The 21,102-nt window shown below is 38.5% G+C and carries 16 protein-coding genes and 1 riboswitch; of the genes, 2 read left to right on the top strand and 14 right to left on the bottom strand.

Annotated elements, in window-relative coordinates; translation table 11 throughout:
* The 9 genes from ACIROD_RS01175 to ACIROD_RS01215 form a co-directional block, all read right to left on the bottom strand.
* Positions 1–300, bottom strand: a complete 300-nt coding sequence (locus ACIROD_RS01175) for a UxaA family hydrolase (RefSeq protein WP_230175863.1) — start codon at positions 298–300, stop codon at positions 1–3.
* Between the two features lie 11 nt (positions 301–311).
* Positions 312–1,199, bottom strand: coding sequence for a fumarylacetoacetate hydrolase family protein (locus ACIROD_RS01180; RefSeq protein WP_101225469.1), 888 nt, complete (start codon positions 1,197–1,199; stop codon positions 312–314).
* 31 nt (positions 1,200–1,230) lie between these two features.
* Positions 1,231–1,998: an IclR family transcriptional regulator gene (locus ACIROD_RS01185; protein ID WP_101225470.1), complete on the bottom strand. Its 768-nt coding sequence runs from the start codon at positions 1,996–1,998 to the stop codon at positions 1,231–1,233.
* A 63-nt stretch (positions 1,999–2,061) separates the two neighbouring features.
* On the bottom strand, positions 2,062–4,266 hold the full coding sequence (locus ACIROD_RS01190) for a dihydroxy-acid dehydratase domain-containing protein (protein WP_402937254.1): 2,205 nt from the start codon (positions 4,264–4,266) through the stop codon (positions 2,062–2,064).
* Between the two features lie 64 nt (positions 4,267–4,330).
* Complete coding sequence (locus ACIROD_RS01195) at positions 4,331–5,581, bottom strand: nickel pincer cofactor-dependent isomerase, group 22 (RefSeq protein ID WP_402937256.1); 1,251 nt, start codon at positions 5,579–5,581, stop codon at positions 4,331–4,333.
* A gap of 24 nt (positions 5,582–5,605) precedes the next feature.
* Positions 5,606–6,649, bottom strand: a complete 1,044-nt coding sequence (locus tag ACIROD_RS01200; protein ID WP_402937258.1) for a TRAP transporter substrate-binding protein — start codon at positions 6,647–6,649, stop codon at positions 5,606–5,608.
* A gap of 60 nt (positions 6,650–6,709) precedes the next feature.
* Entirely contained in the window at positions 6,710–7,987 is a 1,278-nt protein-coding gene (locus ACIROD_RS01205; RefSeq protein ID WP_101225474.1) for a TRAP transporter large permease, read from the bottom strand.
* Positions 7,984–8,556, bottom strand: coding sequence for a TRAP transporter small permease (locus tag ACIROD_RS01210; protein ID WP_397314886.1), 573 nt, complete (start codon positions 8,554–8,556; stop codon positions 7,984–7,986). Before ACIROD_RS01210 ends, ACIROD_RS01205 begins: the two co-directional genes overlap by 4 nt.
* A 36-nt stretch (positions 8,557–8,592) precedes the next feature.
* Positions 8,593–9,621, bottom strand: a complete 1,029-nt coding sequence (locus ACIROD_RS01215) for a TRAP transporter substrate-binding protein (RefSeq protein WP_402937260.1) — start codon at positions 9,619–9,621, stop codon at positions 8,593–8,595.
* A gap of 859 nt (positions 9,622–10,480) precedes the next feature.
* Here ACIROD_RS01215 and ACIROD_RS01220 point away from each other — a divergent pair.
* The gene (locus ACIROD_RS01220; RefSeq protein ID WP_402937262.1) at positions 10,481–12,217 is read left to right on the top strand and encodes a methyl-accepting chemotaxis protein; all 1,737 of its coding nucleotides are present in this window, start codon (positions 10,481–10,483) and stop codon (positions 12,215–12,217) included.
* Between the two features lie 71 nt (positions 12,218–12,288).
* Here ACIROD_RS01220 and ACIROD_RS01225 read toward each other — a convergent pair whose 3' ends face one another.
* From ACIROD_RS01225 to ACIROD_RS01245, 5 genes are all read right to left on the bottom strand, one after another.
* Entirely contained in the window at positions 12,289–13,248 is a 960-nt protein-coding gene (locus ACIROD_RS01225) for a DUF4822 domain-containing protein (protein WP_402937264.1), read from the bottom strand.
* A gap of 75 nt (positions 13,249–13,323) precedes the next feature.
* Positions 13,324–14,025 (bottom strand): ankyrin repeat domain-containing protein, encoded by a 702-nt coding sequence (locus ACIROD_RS01230; protein ID WP_402937266.1) that lies wholly within the window; start codon positions 14,023–14,025, stop codon positions 13,324–13,326.
* Positions 14,026–14,295: 270 nt separating this feature from the next.
* The gene (locus ACIROD_RS01235; RefSeq protein WP_101225055.1) at positions 14,296–14,982 is read right to left on the bottom strand and encodes a response regulator transcription factor; all 687 of its coding nucleotides are present in this window, start codon (positions 14,980–14,982) and stop codon (positions 14,296–14,298) included.
* Positions 14,979–16,427, bottom strand: a complete 1,449-nt coding sequence (locus ACIROD_RS01240; protein ID WP_402937268.1) for a sensor histidine kinase — start codon at positions 16,425–16,427, stop codon at positions 14,979–14,981. The genes ACIROD_RS01235 and ACIROD_RS01240 overlap by 4 nt, the downstream gene beginning before the upstream one ends.
* A 397-nt stretch (positions 16,428–16,824) precedes the next feature.
* Complete coding sequence (locus ACIROD_RS01245) at positions 16,825–19,083, bottom strand: metallophosphoesterase (protein ID WP_402937270.1); 2,259 nt, start codon at positions 19,081–19,083, stop codon at positions 16,825–16,827.
* A 707-nt stretch (positions 19,084–19,790) separates the two neighbouring features.
* A riboswitch (Lysine riboswitch) is annotated at positions 19,791–19,969 on the top strand.
* Positions 19,970–20,101: 132 nt separating this feature from the next.
* On the opposite strand from ACIROD_RS01245, the gene dapA reads away from it, so the two are divergent.
* Entirely contained in the window at positions 20,102–20,998 is an 897-nt protein-coding gene (gene dapA, locus ACIROD_RS01250) for a 4-hydroxy-tetrahydrodipicolinate synthase (RefSeq protein ID WP_101225060.1), read from the top strand.
* Positions 20,999–21,102 lie beyond the last annotated feature (104 nt).

Here is a 21,102-nt window from a genome sequence, read left to right on the forward strand (position 1 = left end):
TCATTCAGCAATTTTGTCACCCCTTCCCCTCTTTCCTTCTAAATTGTGTACATGAACATGTGCACCAGCGGGAATAAAAGCTGAGGCTGCACCTATGACTTCCCCATATTTAATTATGTCCGCTCCTTGTTCGATGGCTTTGACTGCGAACTTATGTCCAAAACGAATCGGTTCAAGAATGGATACGACAAGTTCTTCCATGCCTTTCTTCACAACTACTGATGTGTTTTCAGGGATTTCGGATAAAGCGACAGCTACACTATCTTTCGCACTTAAGTAAAGTGTTTTATATTCGCTCATTTTGTCACCCCTTAAATTGTTTGAACTGCTTTACTTTGGATAACCGGGTTGTTCAATACTCCAATTCCTGGTATTTCGATTTCAATTCGGTCATCGCCTTTCAATGTAAATTCATTTGGCGGAACCACGCATGTACCTGTAAGTAGCACTGATCCGTCAAAAACAGTATTATCTAAGACTAAATAGTCGACAAGCTCTTCCAATTTTCGTTTCAGTTGGTTTACTTTCGCTTCACCTTCAAATACTTTTTCTTCATTTCGATAAATACGGCACATGATTTTAAGCTCATATGGATCCGTAACAGCCTCTTTTAACAATATTGCCGGTCCAATTGAGCAAGAATTTTTCCATACCTTTGCCTGTGGAAGATAAAGCGGATTTTCACCTTCAATATCTCGGCAGCTCATGTCATTACCCGCGATATATCCGAGTACCGTTCCCTCTTTATCGATGACCAGACCAAGCTCCGGCTCAGGAATTTGCCATTTTGAATCTGAACGCAAGTATACCGGATCATTCGGGCCCACAGTTCTTGCTGCAGTCGATTTAAAGAAAATCTCAGGACGCACTGCATCATAAACTTTGTCATAGAATGTTTGGCGGTCCAGCTTTCCTTGCGTAGCTTCGTAGTTACGTGCTTCCTTGCTTTTTTTATAGGTAACGCCAGATGCCCATACTTCAGGTGCGTCGATAGGAGTTGTTAATTGAAGACCTTCCAGTGGCTGCAGTTCCCCTTCGGCGGCAATTTGTTTTACAATATCAAACGCTGTTCTGTTATCATGACGTGCCGTTGTAATCAACGACATAAAATCCGTAAATGGAAGGTCCACCACATTGTTTTCGTTTGTCACGGCAGCAAGTTGTTTTTTACTTTCTTTTACATAGCGAATAATTCTCATTTTCTAGTTCCTCCTAATTGGCAGGCCTCATTTATATTTTTTGATATTCATAGCCGAGCTCCTGCGAAATTTTACTGCTGCATTCCTTTAAGAGACGTACATAATACTCATGTGTTTCTTCATTTACTTTAGAAGCAGGCATCGATACACTCATTGCAGCGATTACCTTGCCTGAATAATCTTTTATCGGTACTGCCAGACAGAAAATGCCCGGTTCGTTTTCTTCATTATCCATTGAATATCCATTAATGCGTGCTTTTTCGATTTCCGCTAAAAATTGGTCCTTGGATCTAATCGATCTATCGGTCGGTCCTGTATAATCATAGCCGTCCAAGAGTAAATCCAGTTCACTATCCGTTTTGGTTGCAACAAGAGATTTGCCAACTGCACTCGTATGAATCGGAACACGCCGGCCAATACGTGAATAGAGGACCGTTACCCCAGTGCCCTCCACTTTATCGACATAGACACCTTCCTGCCCGTCTAATATGACAAGGTGCAGCGTCAAATTCGTTGTTGCTGAAAGCCATTCAAGATGTTTTCTTGCTACATTGCGCAAATCGAGATGGGTCACGACAACGCTTCCCCTCTCCAATAGCTTTAATCCTAGCGAGTATTTTCCATTTTCTTCGCCTTGTGAAATATAGTGATGCTCCTGTAAGGTTTTTAATAGTGAATGAACCGTACTTTTATGTAAATTCATTCGTTTGCTTATCTCTGTTATAGTTAGTTCACGCTCACGCTCATCAAATAAATCCAATATTTTCAAGGCACGCTCCACCGATTGGATGATAGGCATCGTTCCTCACTCCTTTTATCATTCTGTCTACCTTTATCTTATCGGATTTACGACGAGCATACCTCACTTTATTTCTACTTTTTTTTCCTGGATTATAATATCTTGTTCATAATCAAGCACCGCATCCTCAATGACAGCGATTGGAACAACACCATTTGCTGCATCTGTATGTCCAAACATCCTGTTGCTAGCCGCAACCATTTTTTGTCTAACTTTCATCCGCTGCTTGCGTTCAGCTGCCAATGATTGTCTTTCTTCTTTAAAATGATCCGCAAAATCATGAATAACCTTTCCAGTATGAAGTTGAGTAGAATCTACAAAATCAATCCGTCGATCACGAAGCTGAAGGTGAATTACATCCCCTGATTTAAGTAAACCAATGCCGCCACCTTCATACGCTTCCGGTGTCATATGTCCTATGGCAGCACCATATGTGACTCCTGAATAGCGGCCATCGCTAATGATTGTAGCGATTTTTTTCATAACACGATTTGCATTGATGTGTTGCATTGGTGTAAACATTTCAGGCATTCCGAATGCCACTGGCCCCTGCCCTGAGATAATAACCGCAATTTTCAATGTGCCTGCTTCAACCATCCTGTCAAATAGCTCCCCATAGGTAGCGGTTTTTAGAAGAGACCATTCCGGCTCATTGTTGTATTTAAGAGATTCTAGCAATAGATTATGTTCGAAAAGCTTTTGCTCTTTAATTTTTGAAAGCAGATTTGAATCGAGCAGGCTTTTATTTGCATCATCTTCATTTTCGTAATAAAGGACAAATGCAAGCTTATCATCGAATTGGTCAAGCTGTGGTGTCGGCATACCGCTGATTTTTACAACGGCGCTTTCAAAGAAGTTTCCTTTTAATACATCAACACCGCTGAATCCACGGCGTGGATTGGATAAAATGACCTGATTTTCCTTTACATTAACCGCTTTTAGACTACTTGTGATCGAAAGTCGTTCTTTCCAGGTTTTTGCTGCGACAGTCGGCGCATCCTGATCCATTGGTACACCATTCTCAATAAGTTCATGAAAAAGTGTTTCCATTCCTCTGCTTTTCCCGCTGCAACACTGCATCGCAAGTGAATAAATGTCCCTTCCTTCTGTCAAACTGTAATCAAATAAGTCAGGAATTGGATGTGAATGATGAATGCGGTCAAGGTCCCATAAACTGAATTTGAATCCTGCATAGAGCATGCCTGCGACAATATGCATCATTAAGTTAGTAGAACCACCCGAAGCGCTGTGAATACGGATTGCATTTTTTATGTTCGCAGCGACAATGTTGGCCACGCCGTAGCGCTCTTCGTTTATCATGCCGGCAAAGCTATCAAGCACCGAGTTAATCTGACGTTGTGTTGGTGGATCGGTCAACAGCTCCACGGCTGGATGAACGAGACCCATGCCTGCCACTAAATGACGTGAACTATTCCCCGTACCATTAAAGGCACATACACCTCCCTGCCCGTCACATGTTGCGACAGCAAGTCTCATTTCAAAGTATTTATGCTGTTCCTTCGTCAATATTCCTCGTTCATAGGCCCGTTCAAATACACCCTGAAATGCAGTATTCGATGAACATTGCAATATATATGCCATCGTATCCCGTAAATCAACGGCTACATCAGTAGCTCCTTTACTTTCCGCTTTTTTTGCAAGAGTTTCCAATTCTTCAATCACGTCAGCTGGAATCGAACCGCCTTCCAATACGTGAGCAGGTGCGAATGTTGCGAAAAAGGGTGCTTCACCACGGTTTCGGCGAACACGATCAACATGTGCGAGTGCACTTACAACACCAAGAGGCTGCTTATCACACCCTTGAATGACGAATGCACCATGATAACTGTGAGCTTCTAGCTGGTTGACAACCATTTGTGCAACCGCGTTTCGGCTCTGGAGAGAGTAACTCATTCCTTGATTGTTTTGCGCAGTGCCATCACACATCACCGGTGTCGAGAAATGAAACGGCACACCGCCGTTTTGCCAAATGCGGATTGCTGCCCGTGCTGACGTTTGGTAATCCATTATATGGGCCGGATGATCGGACGAACCACCGATTATTGCGATACGCGGGGCATTCCTCTCTAACCGCATATAAATTTCTTCAAGCGTCCAATCAGGCTTGCCCCCTTCATATGTGGAGCCAAGCGTCAGCTTCGAACGGTCCAACAAACCTGCAACCGTAATGGGTTCATTTGCTTTTCCCTGTACATTATCGCGGTAAGGGTTTATCCCGTTATCAATTAGTGGATATAGGTGTGTCATTTCAGCACTCCTTTTCTGATTTCAACTGAATTCTTCCATTCTCTAAAAATATTAACCAAGGTTTTTAATCTAGTGCCAATTCTTCTGGTTCTGACAGGATTTCTAAATTTTTGTTTTTTAAAGCTTCTTCCATCATGCTTTCAGAAATCCAAATTTCACCGATTTCAAGCGTGTTTTTTATTCTTACGACTCTCACTTTATTCAAATTGAAGGCATTGCACGTTTTGATAGCAGCTTTAACAGCTAATTCCTGCGTATCTAAACACATCGGGAGCTTTACTACATCTGTCACTGTGCTTGTGAGTGCATTGGCATAGCCTTTTTCCCATTCGATTTCATTCATGACGGCCTTCGTCGTCATATCAGCCATGCCGATGCCGTTTGCATTACCGTGAGTTTTTTCAGTAAGTCCAAGTACAACGGTCCGTTTAACCTCTGGCCCACCGGTAGCATATGGAGTGGCGAAGTTACCCGTAATATTCGGATCCATTCCATCCCCTGAAATATCCTTTCCGAGTTCATTTACAATAAGTACGTCAATCGAATCGAAATGGATTTTTGGCATCAATGATTTTGCTTCAAGCAATAGTCCCGGTTCCACTTCCTCCAGTTCCTCTGCTGGGACTGCGACGATTTTCGCTGGTTTATCATAGGCATTTTCAATAGTCGCAAGACCAAATATGATAGGAGCTTTCGCTAAAGAAATTTTTGCCATTTCAGGGACATGTTCCGCCATATACTTAAAGCTATATGCATGTGCAGCTTCGGCTCCCTTTTGCTTGCCTAAACCGATTGTAATCATTTTCATTAGTCCGCTTTCAACCGGTCCACGAAATGCCGTATGTGGTTTTATCCGATTAATGACAATGATTTTATCTGATTCATATGCAAGCTTATCAATATAGACAGGGAGCCCATTTGGCAATTCATCCAGTTTAATAACTTCCATTGATGAAAGTATTGACGCTCCAACCGATTCTTCTGAAATACCCAGTTGAAGCAACACATCAATTTGTCCCTCCGCTGTAGCACCCCCATGGCTTCCCATTGCAGGGACTATAAAAGGATTTCCGCCAGCCTCCTTAACGGCAGCCACCGTTTCTCTTACAAGAGTAGGAAGGTCCGCCACCCCTCTGCTTCCTACTGCAATTGCCACCCTGTCATCTTCATTTATTCTTGATAAGACACCTGCTTCTTTTATCGCCTTCTTCACCTCACCAGCTACATCAGCTATATGAGGTGCAAGAAATTTCTGCCTCACTTTGACCATTTTCGGTAATTGGATTTCACGTAAAAGTTCAGAGATAATATCCATTTTCTATCCTCCAAACAGTCTGGATTATTTACCGCGTACTTTTTCAACTTCGCTCATCATTTCCTCTACAAGATCCGGCCCGAATTTTTGAGCATATTCGTCCGTCACTGGTTGGATGGCTTTCTTCATTTTTTCCATTTCTTCCGGCTCTACTTCATTGATTTTCATTCCTTCTTCTTTTAGATACTTAAGTGCCTTTTCATTTTCTTTTTGGTTAACCTCCCGTTGATACTTTCCAGCCTCTTGTGCGGCCTCACTCATGATTTTTTGCTCTTCTTCTGATAGGTCGTCCCAGAACTTTTTACTTACAAGGAATACAAATGGTGTATAAACATGATTTGTAAGACTTAAGTAGTCTTGCACTTCATTATATTTTTGCGTTTGAATTGTTGCGAGTGGGTTCTCCTGCCCATCAACAGTGCCGGTTTCCAGTGCAGTAAATACTTCAGAGAAGGCCATCGGCGATGGATTAGCACCCAACTTTGAAAAAGCATCTAAATGCACTTCATTTTGCATGGTACGAATTTTAAGGGCTTTGAAATCCTCAACCGTTTTAACAGGGTGTTTACTGTTGGTCAAGTTTCGGAAACCATTTTCCCAATATCCCAGACCTACTAAATCATGTTCCGGTAATTTATCCAAAAGTTTTTTGCCTATTGCACCATCAAGTACGGAATAAGCTTCTTCTTCATTATTAAAGACAAACGGGAAGTCATAAATTCCAAATTCCTTAATCATTCCCACAAGTGGAGAGGTTGAAGGAACAGTTACTTCCTGTAAACCACCTTGAAGTGCTTCTGTCATTTTCTGATCATCCCCGAGGGTGGCATCAAAAAAGTTTTGGACCTTCATTTTTCCCCCGCTTTTTTCTTCAACCAGTTCTTTAAATTTCTCCATTCCTTGCCCTTGTGGATGCATTTTACTATTCCCGATTCCTGCTTTGATTGTTCTTTTTTGAATACCGTCAGCTGAAGCGCTTTCATTTTGGTTTCCGCAAGCACTTAATAGCAATACGGCTGGCAGTAAAACCCCCACCGCCAAACGCTTGAACAGATTATTCATTATCATTTTCCTCCTATTAATTAAGATGAATATCAGCATACAAACCGAATTACTAGTTTAATTCCGTTAGGAGGTAAACCATCCTAGAGGAACCAGCACTAAGGAAGGGAAAAGAATCAACAAGATCAATACAATTACTTCCACGAGCAAGAAAGGCCAAATCCCCTTCATGATATCTTCCATACTGATCTTGCTTATGCCGCACATGACATTTAATACGGTTCCGACCGGTGGTGTAAGTAAACCTATGGCGTTATTCAGGATAAACAGGACACCAAAGTAAACTGGATCAATACCTGCAGCGACCACCAATGGCATTAATACAGGTGTTAGAATAAGGATTGTCGGCGTCATATCCATAGCAGTTCCAACTACGATGACCAATAAGTTTATCATTATTAATAGAAGGAATGGATGATCCATAAATGGCTCCAGCAATCCAATCACCTGACCAGGTAAATCGGCTACCGTTATCAGCCAGGATGACACGAGTGCCGCGGCGACCAGAAACATGACAACACTCGTCATTTTTCCTGCATGAACAAAGACCTCATACAAATCTTTCATTTTCATTTCTCGATAAATTACAAGACCGACAAATATGGCGTAGACTGCAGCCACCACTGCCGCTTCAGTCGGTGTGAATAAACCGAATTTCAATCCACCAATGATAATGATGGGCAGGAATAGAGCCCAAACTCCTTGACGAAGAGAAGTAAGAATCTCTTTTGTTGAAGCTCGCGGGTTAACGGCGACTTTATCTTTTCGTGCAACAATGGCCCAGGTAACCGTTAGTCCAACCGCTAGTAAAATACCAGGAACGATTCCTGCCATAAACAGCTTTGTAATGGACACTCCACTTGCGACACCGAAAATGATAAAGCCAATACTTGGCGGAATGATCGGGGCAATGATACCACCGGATGCAATCAACCCACTTGACCGGTTCACATCATACCCTGACTTCACCATCATTGGAATTAATATAGCCCCAAGCGCTGCTGTATCGGCAACGGCAGATCCTGATAAACTTGCAAACAACACACTCGCAATGATCGCAACATAGCCAAGGCCTCCCTTGATATGGCCAACCAAGTTCATTGCCATCTCAACGATACGCCGTGATAATCCGCCCCTATTCATCGCCTCTCCTGCAAGCATAAAGAACGGTATGGCCATTAGAGGGAAGTTATCAGCGCCACTGATTAGATTTTGTGCGATTATTTGACTATCAAAAATACCAAGGAAATACATTAACACTACACTACTCACAAGTAAGGCAAAGGCAATAGGTATTCCAAGTCCCATGGCTCCCAGTAAAGATCCGACAAATACACCTATCATCCCTGTTTCTCCTCCTTGACAATCCTAATATCTGAAGCAAATTCATCAGTATGGAGAGAAATTAGCTCTTCTGACTCACTTATCATCACCAATTCTTCGTCTTTAATTTTATTGAAGAAAATCCGATACAAATTGAAAATGATCATGCTGCCCATTGAAACACTCACAAGAATACCTGTCCCATATACAAATGCCAGTGGCATGCCTGTGGCTGGTGCAGTACTATCTATGTTTATCAATGTCATTTTCCAGCTGCCATCCAGGATCAGGAGAAGAACGAATAACATCATCAAATCACTAATAACAAGAACCACTTTTTTCATCTTATTCGGGAGCCGTTTGATGACCATGTCGACACCTAAGTGTTCTTTGTTTTTGAAAGCTCCGATGGCGCCGAGGAACGTCAACCAAATAAAGAGATACCTTGACATTTCTTCTGACCAAGTAATCCCTGAATTAAAGAAATAACGAAGTACTACATTACCAAACACGAGTACGACCATAATTGCTAAAGCTGCCGCCATAATAATGTTCAACGAATTTTCTAGGGTTTTGGAAATTTTATTCACCTATACATCTCCCCCTTCCTATCTAAAGCGCCTGCTTCATTCTGCTTTTATTTTTCCTACAAGCTCTTCCGCCCAGTCATTTTCCTCAAAAACTTCATCATAAACAGGTTGAGATGCTTTTAACATTTTTTGTGCAAAATCTTCGTCAGGCTTAGTGAATTTGATTCCATTATCCTTAAGATATGCTTTGTCATCTTCATAACTTTTTTCCATCAAATCAAACTCATATGCTGCCGACTCTTTTGCTGCTTTTTGAATGATGGTTTGTTGCTCCTTCGTCAGCCCTTTATAGAATTTGCTATTGATAATGTAAATATTGGGGCTGAACATATGCTTGGATTCTAGTACATCACTTTGAACTTCATTCCACCCCGAGGATCTCAACGTGGCAATGGGATTATCTTGAGCATCCACTACCTTTTGTTCAAGTGCGGTAAAAACTTCTGAAATTGGTAATGGACTAACATTTGCCCCCAATGATTCACCTAGTTTTATGTAATTCGGAATGTTCGGCATTCTGAGTCGAAGTCCTTCAAAATCTTTCATACTCTTAATTGGACGATTACTCGAAAACATCCTAAATCCATTTGCACTCCATGCGAGCGGTGTCACTCCATGCTTTGGATCAAGCTCTTCTGTCAATTCTTCTCCGATAGGTCCATTCAATACCTTCTTTACATGATCGTAATCCCGAAATAGGAAGGGCCATTCCGGAACACCCATTTTCGGAATGTCCGACTGCATAATTAGTCCTGGAACACCCATTTCAATCGTTCCGTTTCTGACGCCGTCATAAAATTCTTTTTCTGCACCTAAAGTACTGTTCGCATAAATCCGAACCTCTAGTTCTCCATTACTCTCTTTTTCTACTATTTTTTCAAATTTTTCTCTCAAGGCAATGTTTTGAGGGTGATTTTCAGCAAAATAATTCGCCACTTTTATCGTTTTCTTTTCAACGCCAGATCCACTGGCTTTTTCTCCCTCACCTCCACCACATCCTGATAAAAGTAAAGCTGCTGCAAGAGTTAAGCTTGTGGAGAATACAAAAGGCATTCTTTTTTTCAATAAAAACCCTCCCAAAAGTTTTTTGTAAGCGTTATCATTAATGACTGATTTTAAGAACTTCTCCTCACCCTTGTATAAGCCAAAGTTAAATTGTTTTATATTATAAAACTCCGTTTTTGTTTTATTCGGAGTAAGGAAAACACTTAACTTCTAGTTGCGTTTCAAGTTGATTCATGACATTTTAAGCAATTACTTTTAATAACAAGAATGTTAATCTGTTCTACATTATAAAACTCGGTTTTAAAATTTGAAATCTTACGTTGATTATAAGCTTCCAATTTTACTAATGTCAAACCATTTTTTGAATTTTATAACAATTTAACAAATCCTCTATTTTTCACTAATTAATATTTAGAGAATCAACATTTATTAATCATATCCTTTTCAGTCAAGATTTATAGAATCAGAATGGGAAAGATGAATTTTTTCTATACTAAAATATTTATAGAATAGAGAATTGAACATAACTATAAGGTTTCCCTTAAAATACATTCCTCTCCTTTTAATTGGGCTTTTAAGTTTGGAATTTTGTTTTTCCTTCTGAAAAAACTGTCTTTAAGAATTTTTTCTTGTTTGACCTTGCGCTTCATCAAAGTGGTAACCGTTTGTATATTTTAACCCGTGTCTTTCATACAGAAGTTATTTTCCTTTTTTAAAGATTTATACTTTTTTCTCTTTTGAAAAGTTACAATCCATTATTTATATTGAGATCATTTCAATATGAACCTCTTTCCAACAGGTTAAAGACTAAAGGGAAAAAAACTCTACCCGAAGCTTTTAAAGGCTCATTAAATATATTCAATTATTACCGATATATAAAACATGGTTAATATATAACACGGGGAAGGAATAAACAAAGATGAATAAACTCAGTACGAAAATAGGTTTTGTTCTTTTAACAGGCATGGTCATTACATTAATTGGAAGTTTACTATTGATGTATAAAAGTACAAATGATACGGTTGAGAAAACAATCGCTATGAGCAGCTTAGACATCGCAAGCAACATCGCTCAAGGAATAAATCCAACATATTATGCCGATTTTTTAAGTAATCAATCCGAAACCTCTACATATTGGGAGATACGCGAACAGTTAGACGATTATAAACAAAAAACTGGAGCATTATATGTCTATACATTGGGGATTGACGAAAGTAGCGAAAAAGTCCATATTCTTATAGATGGAATGGGTAAGGAAGATAAAAAAGCATCTCCCATTTCAACCCCCACAACCGTAACTTCATATCAGGATGTAGAAAGCGTCATGAAGGGAAAGGTTTCTACCACTTCCATCGTTCATGATCCTGAATATGGTGACTATTTATCCGTTTTTGTTCCCATAAAGAAAGGGGACGAGGTCATTGGAATACTAGGGGTGGATATTGATGCCAGTAAAGTCGATGCTACGACCGGCAAGGTACTGGGTGGCATCCTTCCCCTGATGATAATAATCAATGTAATCTTAATGGCAATCGTTGTAGGTGCATTAATATGGTTCTTGACTAGAAAGTTAAGCCCCCTTCTCAAGGTCAGCATGGCTGCAAAGGAAATCTCAAATGGAAATTTATTATCAGCCAATAAACTGATTAGCAGCACAAGGGTTAAAGGAAACGACGAAATAAAGGTTTTAGTGAAATCCTTTGAAGAAATGATCACCAATACAACCATTATTGTCAACTCCATGAAAAACTCTTCATACCAGATATTGGAATCATCAAGTGATATCGAACACAAAATCAAAGAAATGGATACTTCCACACAACATATCGTTAAAGGCATTCAGCAAGTTGCAGGGGCTGCGGAAGTACAATTGCACAGAAGTGAAGAATCATCAAGGGTCATCGAGGAAATGACCATAGGGATACAAAAAATTGCCGAAGCTTCTTCTGAAGTCAGCGAACAGACAAATCATGTTTCAGCTAGAATGTCCATCGGAAATAAAGATATAAATGAACTCTCAAATCAAATTCTGCAAGTAAAAGATGTTATGCTGCAAACAAGTTCAGAAATAAAGAAATTGGACGAACAAGCAAATGAAATTGTGAATATTGTACATTTAATTACGGGAATTGCCGAGCAAACCAACCTGCTGTCATTAAATGCGGCCATTGAAGCTGCTAGAGCCGGTGAACAGGGTAAAGGTTTTGCGGTGGTATCGAACGAAGTACGGAAATTGGCAGTAGGCACCAAGGAATCTGCAATCAATATACAAGAGTCCCTACTTCATTTTAAATCCATCATAAATGAATCAGTGAAAATGATGGAAACCGGTACTAAAGAGGTAGAGGAAGGGACAAAATTTGTCCTGAATACAAGAGAAACATTTAAACAGACCATAAAATCCTTTGAGCATGTTAGTGACCAGATTCAAGAAATATCCGCCATTACAGAGCAAATGGCAGCAAGTTCTCAAGAAATCAATGCTTCGATAGAAGATTTTGCAGGGTTAACAAGGGAAACGGCAGTGGCTTCAAAGCAAGTTGCCCAATCAACCGATCAACAAGCGAAATCCATGGTGGACATCTCCTTCTCCACCTCTTCGATGGTAAGGCTCGCTAATGACCTGGAAACATCTGTTGAACAGTTTAACGCGTAAAAAAATTGAACTACATTTTATTACTATATCAAGAAAGGGATTTTGCTATTAATGCAAAATCCCTTTTTTATTTACTTAGTTGATTTTAGCTTCAAATCACCTTCATAAGGTATATGTTCAACTGTTATCGTTATATCTTTGCCCTCTTTATCTTTACCGATTCGTTTATAAGTGAATTTATTTTCATTAAGCTCCGTAAGTTCAAGAACTGCACCATACTTATTTTCCCTTTGTGAAACATGGGCTCTAATCTTATTTCCATGAACAACATCGTAATAGCCGTAATCACCACGGCTTTCACCGGTTTTAGCATCAAAAAATTCATACTTATTTGTTTTATCATCATATTTTGCCAGACCTAAATAATTCGAGTTATAGCTTGATACATCATTTCCCTTTTCATCCAATGCCACTGTACCTTTCCATGTGGTGCTTGATAAAATTTTGTCTCCATCAACGTCTGTAACTACATCTCCTGTATAAGTTTCCAAATTTTTGTCTGGATCAGTAAAGGAAAGTTCTGTTTCAGTATAGGGAATATGATCGACAAACACTTCTACTTCGTTACCTTTTGCATCTTTGCCCATTCTTTTATAAGTAAACATATCCTTATTCAGTTCAGTTATTTCAACAACGGCTTGGTAACCCATTGATTCTGAAATTAACACTCTAATCTTCCCATTCGTGATAAAGAAAGTTCCTTTATCACCTCGACTTTTTTTAGTATTTTTATCAAAAAATTCATATCTCGATGCTTCATCATCATATTTAGCTAGACCAATGAAGCTTGCATTCTCCTTTGTTAAGTCATTATTATTTTTATCATAAACTTTTGTTCCTTGCCAATTCGTGCTAGTAAGAATTTTAGTCATTTCCTCTCCTGCGGTTAACTTTTTTTCTTGTTTACTCTGTTTTGCAGTTTGTTCCTGCTTCTGAGCGCTTTTATTTTCTTGTGCGTTTGTGTTACATCCTGTTATTGCCAACGTTATCCCAAGTAGTATAGCTGATGAAATTATTGCTTTTTTATTCATTTTTTCGTCTCCTCATCATATTGTGGTTTTTTTGTAGTGCAATTGATATTACAAATTGAAAGTATAGCGATCTGGTTATTTTGCTCCTGCCTTAAGTAAAATTTGTTCGATTTCCTTAAACCCTTTCTCGCGGGCATGTTGTAAAGGTGTCATACTGTTATTATCGGGGATGTTGACATCTGCCCCATGATCTATTAGCAATTGAACTGTTTGCTGCTGTTTTCCATCTCCATCATTCAAAATGATTGCTTCTAGCAAAGCGGTCCAACCGAGATCATTCACATGATTCACATCAATATCAGTTTTAGTAAGAAGTTCTTTAATAACCTCAACATAACCATGTTCCGAAGCAGGGATTAAAGCCGTTCCACCATAACGGTTGGTTATAGAGGGGTCTGCACCCGCTTCAATCGCAAGTTTAAGTATATCTACATAACCTTCAGCACCGGCATACAAGAAGGGGCTATTTTTCATGTCATCCTGAATGTTGACGTCTGCACCCGCTTCAATAAGGATTTTTGCCGTCTCTACATCATTGTTATAAGTCGCAATCATAGTGGCGGTTCGCCCTTTCGAGTCCTGTGCATTTATTTCTGCACCTTGCTCAATCAAGCTTCTTATTCTTTCCGTTTCTTTACGTTCTACGGCTTGAATCAATTGTACATTCATTCCCTTTCCTGTCTCCTTTTCTTGTTTATTTAGCTCTACTTCATTATCCAAGACACAGCCTTGAAGGATGAAAAGGCTTCCGATGACAATCGTTAGCCATCTCCACATGAAACACACCATCCTTTCCCTGTTTGTACTTCACAGCCGCAAATGGATTTCCCGTCATTCTTATGTAGCAAATTGACATGTTCTTTAGGTTTCATGATGTTTTTTTCTCCCTTTTATTTTTAGTTGCTTACTTATTCCGTCTTCATTATGTTAATGCTTAACCTTAAACTCCCTCTAAACAATTTCTTAAAAAATGATTAACTTATTAATAAAATTTCTTAATGTTTATAAAAAAAACCGCCACTTCGTGACGGGTCCTTAACATGCTATTTAAACATTAAAGCGATACCCTGCTCCCCAAACGGTTTCCAAAAATTTAGGATGTGCAGGATTTCTTTCAATTTTTTCACGTAGTTTCCTGATATGGACGGTTACAGTCGAAACATCCGCAGCCGATTCCAATCCCCAAATATTTTCATAAAGCTGCTCTTTGCTTAATACTTGATTCGGATGCATGACAAAAAACACCAAAGTATCGAATTCCTTTGTTGTAAACGGCACCACTTCTCCGTTTATGTGAACTCTGCGCGCTGACTTATCTATTGAAATCCCATGAACATAGATTGAATTAGATTTGGGGTGACTTCCTGATAAACGTTCATACCGCGCTATATGCGCTTTCACTCTTGCAACTAGTTCACTTGGACTAAATGGTTTTGTAATATAATCATCTGCCCCTAGACCAAGCCCCCTAATTTTATCGATATCTTCCTTTTTGGCGGATACAAGCAAAATCGGGATATTCTTGACAGCACGTATTTGTTTACATATCTCAAAACCATTCAACCCTGGAAGCATGATATCCAAAATGATTAAATGATAATTTCCTTGAAGGGCCTGTTGGAGACCTGCATCACCAGTATGTTGAATATCAACACTAAAATCATTAATTTCCAAATAGTCCCTTTGCAATTCAGCAATACTGACTTCGTCTTCAATAAGTAATATCTTTTTCACATTTCCTCACCTTTCTTTATGGAAAAAAAGACACTTGTACCTTTTCCTATCTCGCTAGTAGCCCAAATATCTCCACCATGCTCGCCGATAATTTTTTTTGCAATCGCAAGTCCTAAACCACTTCCACCTGTCCGGGAATTTCTAGATTCCTCAGCACGATAAAAGCGGTTAAATATATAAGGCAAAGCAGAAGATTCTATTCCATAGCCATTATCCGTTACTTGTACAACAACATCATATAGTCCTTCATGCAGAGAAATGGAAATGTGTTTTTCATCTTTATTCATATACTTTACACAATTGCTGATCAGGTTGGCCAATACGCGTTTCAGTTTCTCTCTATCCGCTGTCACGTATATCGGTTTATTCACCTGATGAAGTTCAATCTGGATCCCTAGTTGAAGTAAATCCAGTTGAAGTTCTTCTACGTAGTCTTTTAAATACTTATCTAACCTGACCGTTTCAAAAGTGAATGGTTCTTTTTTCAAATCCAACTTGGAAAATAAAAATAATTCATCTATCAATGAATCCATATCTCTTGCTTTTAGGTATACAGTCGATAAATACTTGTCCATTTTCTGTGGGGTGTTTGCTACTCCGTCTTTAATCCCCTCAACATACCCCATAATCGAAGTGATCGGTGTTTTCAAGTCATGGGAAATATTAGAGAGAAGCTCTTTGCGATTTTCCTCATACTGAAGCTGAATGTTTACGGACTCTTTTAACTTTTTTCTCATTTCCTCAAAAGCTCTATTCAATTGCCCGATTTCATCATTCGAAGTCGCCTTGATTTCAAAGTTTAAATCTCCTGATTTTATCCGCTCTGCGCCTTCTTTAAGAATTGAGATCGGTTTGATGATGCTACGTGAAACTAAATAATTTAATAGTCCAATAATCATTACAAACAGTAATAACAATAGAGCGAATAAAATGGGAAAGAGCTCTCGAGTCAGCTCGGCATATGAACTTGCCTTTCTCAATACAAAAATACTTCCTTCACTTTTATCAGAAAAATAAAAATCAAACTTCACATAGGTGAAAAAAAAGTCTTTCATTTTGATTGTGTCCCGCGTATTGATATTCGTTTCTTCGAACTTGGGAAGTGATTGTATCAAGCCTGGCTTATCTAGTGTTTGGGACGCATAATCAATGTTTTTACCTTTTCTAACGACAATCTTAATATCTCCATGTTCAATCTTCTTCAGTTGTTCTTCATTTAGAAGCTGCTCAGGATTATTTTTTGCCAAAAGCTTTAAATCGAGAAACACACTCTCCTCTACTGCAGTCAAAGGTTTTTGGAGATAAGATTTTTTGTATAAATGTTCTATCGCTTTTACATCACCTGTTATCGCAAAAATAAGTAAAAATCCAGCTGTTAAAAACAAAGTGATGGAAATAAGGATTACGCCAACGTAGGACAACAGAAATCTCATTTTAATTGACAAATATTTTCACCCCGCTTCGATCTTTCGTTTACTCATTTATAGAAAAGTTGTTTATCTGCTGTTCTTGCATAAAAAGATGTTTCCTACGATAACTTTTTTAGTACTTAAAAAAACATATCACACAAATCTTAAAATTTTCTAAAATACATGAAAAAAATCCTATTCTATTGTCGGTTTACAGTTTTTTTATTTGAAAAACGTTCCAGCTTGATTTCAGAAATCCGCTCTCTTTCCGCCGACTGTTTATCAAGCTTCCAGCGGGGTTCCGGCTAGCTTGTTTTTTGTTAAAATATTTTTTATTTGTCCAGAGTTTGTGAGACATAGAGAAAAAGCGAACTTCCCCTTAAGGAAAGTCCGCATTTTACAAATATCAAGAAAAGTTCATCTGTTCTTCTCTTTACTTTGGTGAAACGATCATTTGGTCATCCAATCTAATATCGTCAATCGACCAAAACCAATTATTTTTAGCATTATGCATTCTCCATTGTAATTTCATAGAGGCAGCATCTTCAGGAACATTAATCGATTTAACTTCATACTTATTCAAAACATGTCCATTTTTATTATCCGAAGCAGCTTTATTGTCATAAACGAGAACTTGTTGTTTTTCCCCATTATCAAAGACAGCAGTCACTTCAGCTGTTTGCGTTCCTTCTTGTTTATAGTGAGATGCAAATCCTAAGTATAGCTCTTTGGCATCATCAACTTTTACAGTAGGTGAAGTTAATGTACTATCAAAAAAGCCTTTTGCTGCTGGTGAACCGTTATCATCCCATTCATCAGGATCCGCTACTGCTATAACACCTTGACCAAGTTCAAATTTGTTACGCTCTTGGTCTTCTGCTTTTGTCCAAAAGTCCTTTGTTGTGAAGCTCCACCCTTGCCACTCTTCTGTACCAGCTGGCATATTCGAGCTATTCGTAACCGACCAGCCATTAGGAGCTGTATGGCTCCAACCGAGAATGGAACTTGGAATGTTTTCATTCACTGCTGGCTTTAATGCAGACTCTAATTGGTCAAAACTTTCTCCAAGCATCATGTTGACGAATACATTTATTTTCTTGGAGCCAATTATTTGGCCTTCCTCGTAAGCAGTAATCTTGAATTGTGATGAACCCGATATCTCCTTGCTAGGTGTAGCTTTTATTGTCAATATTTTTTCTTCTGTTCCTGATAGCACATACTCAAGTTCATTGTGCTCTACACTCCAACCTTCAGGTGCATCAACTTTAATTTTCCCGTTCATACTTTTACTTCCATAATTTTTCACCTTCACTTGGAGTGCAGTCGATTCACCTTCTGTTACTAAAGAAGGAGAAGCTTGTGCCGAGACCATTTCCAGGGCTTTTGTCTGACCATCAGCCAGTAACACCTTTTTACTGCTATTGTTAAATGAATCTAGTGCTTGTACCTTAATTTCATAATCAGTACCTGGCTTAAGTCCAGCAACAGGGAACTCTAAATTCTTTGGCACAGGATCATAATAGAATTCAGAAAATGCGGTGATATCTGCGTCCATCTCCCCTGTTTCCTTGTTTTTGGCTGTAATGTGATATGAATGTACGAGTGCGTTATCTTTTGCCTGTGGAAATGTTACATTTAAACTTCTTAGTGTAGATTTTTCTTCTACAATCGAAGCCTTATCTTTAACTGCAAAAACCGGTGGTAACTGATCTCGATCGTCTGTATATTTAAATTTATTTTTTTTAGAAGGATTTTTTATTACCCATGGTTTTCCTGTCCAATCGTCTTTATGAAAGTCACGTTTTTTAATGACAACTTCATTATTATAAACTTCTACAATCATTCCTTGACTAATATCCCGATATCCTTCTGGATGGAACCCTTGAAGTTTGCCTGGCTCCAATTCCAAATAACTTACAGAAGACGTGCCAACTGACGTAAAGTCTTTTTGATGAATCGTTCTCGGGTCTTCGAGTGGATAATGAGAATGGCCTGAAAATGTAATTACCTGTGGATGTTTCTTTAAAGTATCATATAAAAGTTCTTTATTTTCCTGAGTTCCCCACAAGTCACTTCCATACACAGTGTCTTTAATGTGTTGATGAAGAAAAACAAAGATTGGTTGGTCCGGATTCTCTTTTTCTGCTGCAGCTAACTTTTCACCTAGCCAGTTAATTTGATTAACGGAATATAAACCATGCGTATTACCATTTTCCGGACTTAACGTAATAAAATCATATCCATTTACTTTTTTATGATAGTAAAGAGAATCCATTCCTGTTTTCTCGAGAAAACGATTTTGTGCCTTTTCAACGGAAAGTCCATTCCAATAATCATGGTTCCCCATTGTAAACATGGATTGGACACCACCTTGTTTCTTCTCATTATAAATGGAGAAGAACTTATCATATTCAGAAGCGTATCCATAGTCCGTTAAATCCCCAACGACAACAAAAGCATCCTGTCTAGGCGCAGCTTTATTTAATTGATCCATGGCTGTTCTGAACTTGTTCATATCAGCTGTTGTTCCATCATCAATATGCACATCACTGATTACTGGAAAAACGAGCTCAGGTTTACGTTTATTATCTGAATTTGAAGATTCCGAGAATGCTTGTACACTTGATAAAGAAGTTGTTAATCCTACCGTTACAACTGTCAGCATTGCTGCAAATTTATTTTTCCCTTTCAAAATCAATACCTCCTATTTATCGTTTAGCTAATTATGTATTTTTTAAACAGATCAACAACTATCCTCCTTGTTTATAAATTTTTAAGGTGTTTACCAATTAAAATAGTAACTTTACATTATTAATAAAATATAAGACCAATGTAATTTATATATTAATAAATCAAAAAAGGACTAAGGCCAGTATTCGTTCCATTCACTTTTGTCTCGTTTTTGGTATTGATTTTCCATTTCTTAATGGGAATGGAATCCTATCCCTCAACTACGTAGTTACCCGTAAAATGGTAAATGGTTCCACAGTACATAGAAATACCAATTTTGATATGGTAAAGTCTAGAAGAAGGAAAGGAGAGAGGTTATTATAAAAAATTATTAAATATTGTGATGGTAATAACTCTTGTCTTTGGACTGTTTTTTGCGATTGCACCGACACCGATGAATAAAGCATTAGCATTGTCCTATGATAATACAAACCCTTATTCGACAGGTTGTGCTTCTAAAAGCCCAATCACCTATGAAACAGAATATATCTATAAAACTATTAATGTTAAGATTACATAATCTAAAAAAGATGAATCCAGCCCTATACCGTATCCATTTTCATTGATTATTCATGTATTCTAAAAAAAATTTTCTAAATTGCCTTGCAATAGAAAGGATTCCTTGTTATATTACAGTCAATTAAATATTTTCTTGCTTCATACTTTTGAAGTGAGGATAGAGGAGCAAAAACCATTAGTACACATTTTGAGGAGAATGAGATCCTATGACTATTGTGGAAAGGGGAATTTGCCGAAGCCGAAAGAATCTCATGTTCTTGAAGCTGGTTCTGCTATTGAATAAATACAGGACTGTCATATAGGAAACTATATGGAGGGCTATCTTATGCGCGGAAACATTTTTTTGATAAATATTGTTTCTACTGCAGCAGCGAATCCTCGTTGTTGCTTTTTTGCGTTTACTCCTGAATGGCCCACCACCTCTGAATATTTTTAAAAATCATACAAAAGGGTGTGAAGTTATGAATTTTGGCCAAGTTTTAACCGCAATGGTTACCCCGTTCAATCATAATGATGAGGTTGATTTTAATGCTACGAGAACTTTAGTAAACTATTTAATTGCTAATGGCTCTGATGGATTAGTAATAGCTGGTACAACTGGAGAGTCCCCTACATTAACAACAGAAGAGAAACTGGATTTATTCAAAATTGTTGTTGAAGTTGTTGATGGAAGAGTTCCTGTCATAGCTGGAACTGGCTCAAATAACACGAAAGCTTCCATCAACTTAACAAGGCAAGCTGAGGCAGCGGGAGTCGACGGAATAATGCTCGTTACCCCATACTATAACAAGCCGTCTCAAGAAGGATTATTTCAGCACTTTAAGGCTATTGCCCAATCAACATCTTTACCGGTAATGCTCTATAATATTCCAGGACGAAGTGTTGTAAACATGTCAGTAGAGACGATTGTTAACCTCTCAAGAATCAACAATATTGTGGCAGTAAAAGAGGCAAGTGGTGACTTAGATGCCATGGCACAAATCATAAGCAAAACAACTGGTGATTTTACATTGTACAGCGGCGATGATGGGTTAACATTACCGGTTTTAGCCATCGGTGGAACAGGAATTGTTTCGGTTTCTTCACACATAATTGGTAATGAAATGCAAGAAATGATAAATAGCTTTAAAAATGGTGATGTCCATGGTGCTGCCGCTACACATCGTAACCTTCTTCCAATCATGAAAGCATTATTTGCTGCACCAAGCCCCGCACCAGTAAAATCAGCATTAAATATGCGGGGGTTAAATGTTGGAGGTGTCCGGTTACCATTGGTCCCTTTAAACGATGAAGAAAAAAGAGCACTACAAATGGCTCTACAACCTAGAAACGAAGAAGCTGTTTTGTTAAATAAATAAATAAATAAAGATAATGATTCATTCAGCATACTTTAATACCGTTTTTCTAATTAAAGACCATAATAAACGGGATAAAATTTTAAAAAGCAGTGCAGCTCATAAAG

The sequence above is a fragment of the Peribacillus sp. NPDC101481 genome (assembly GCF_044767165.1).
Classification (GTDB): domain Bacteria; phylum Bacillota; class Bacilli; order Bacillales; family DSM-1321; genus Peribacillus.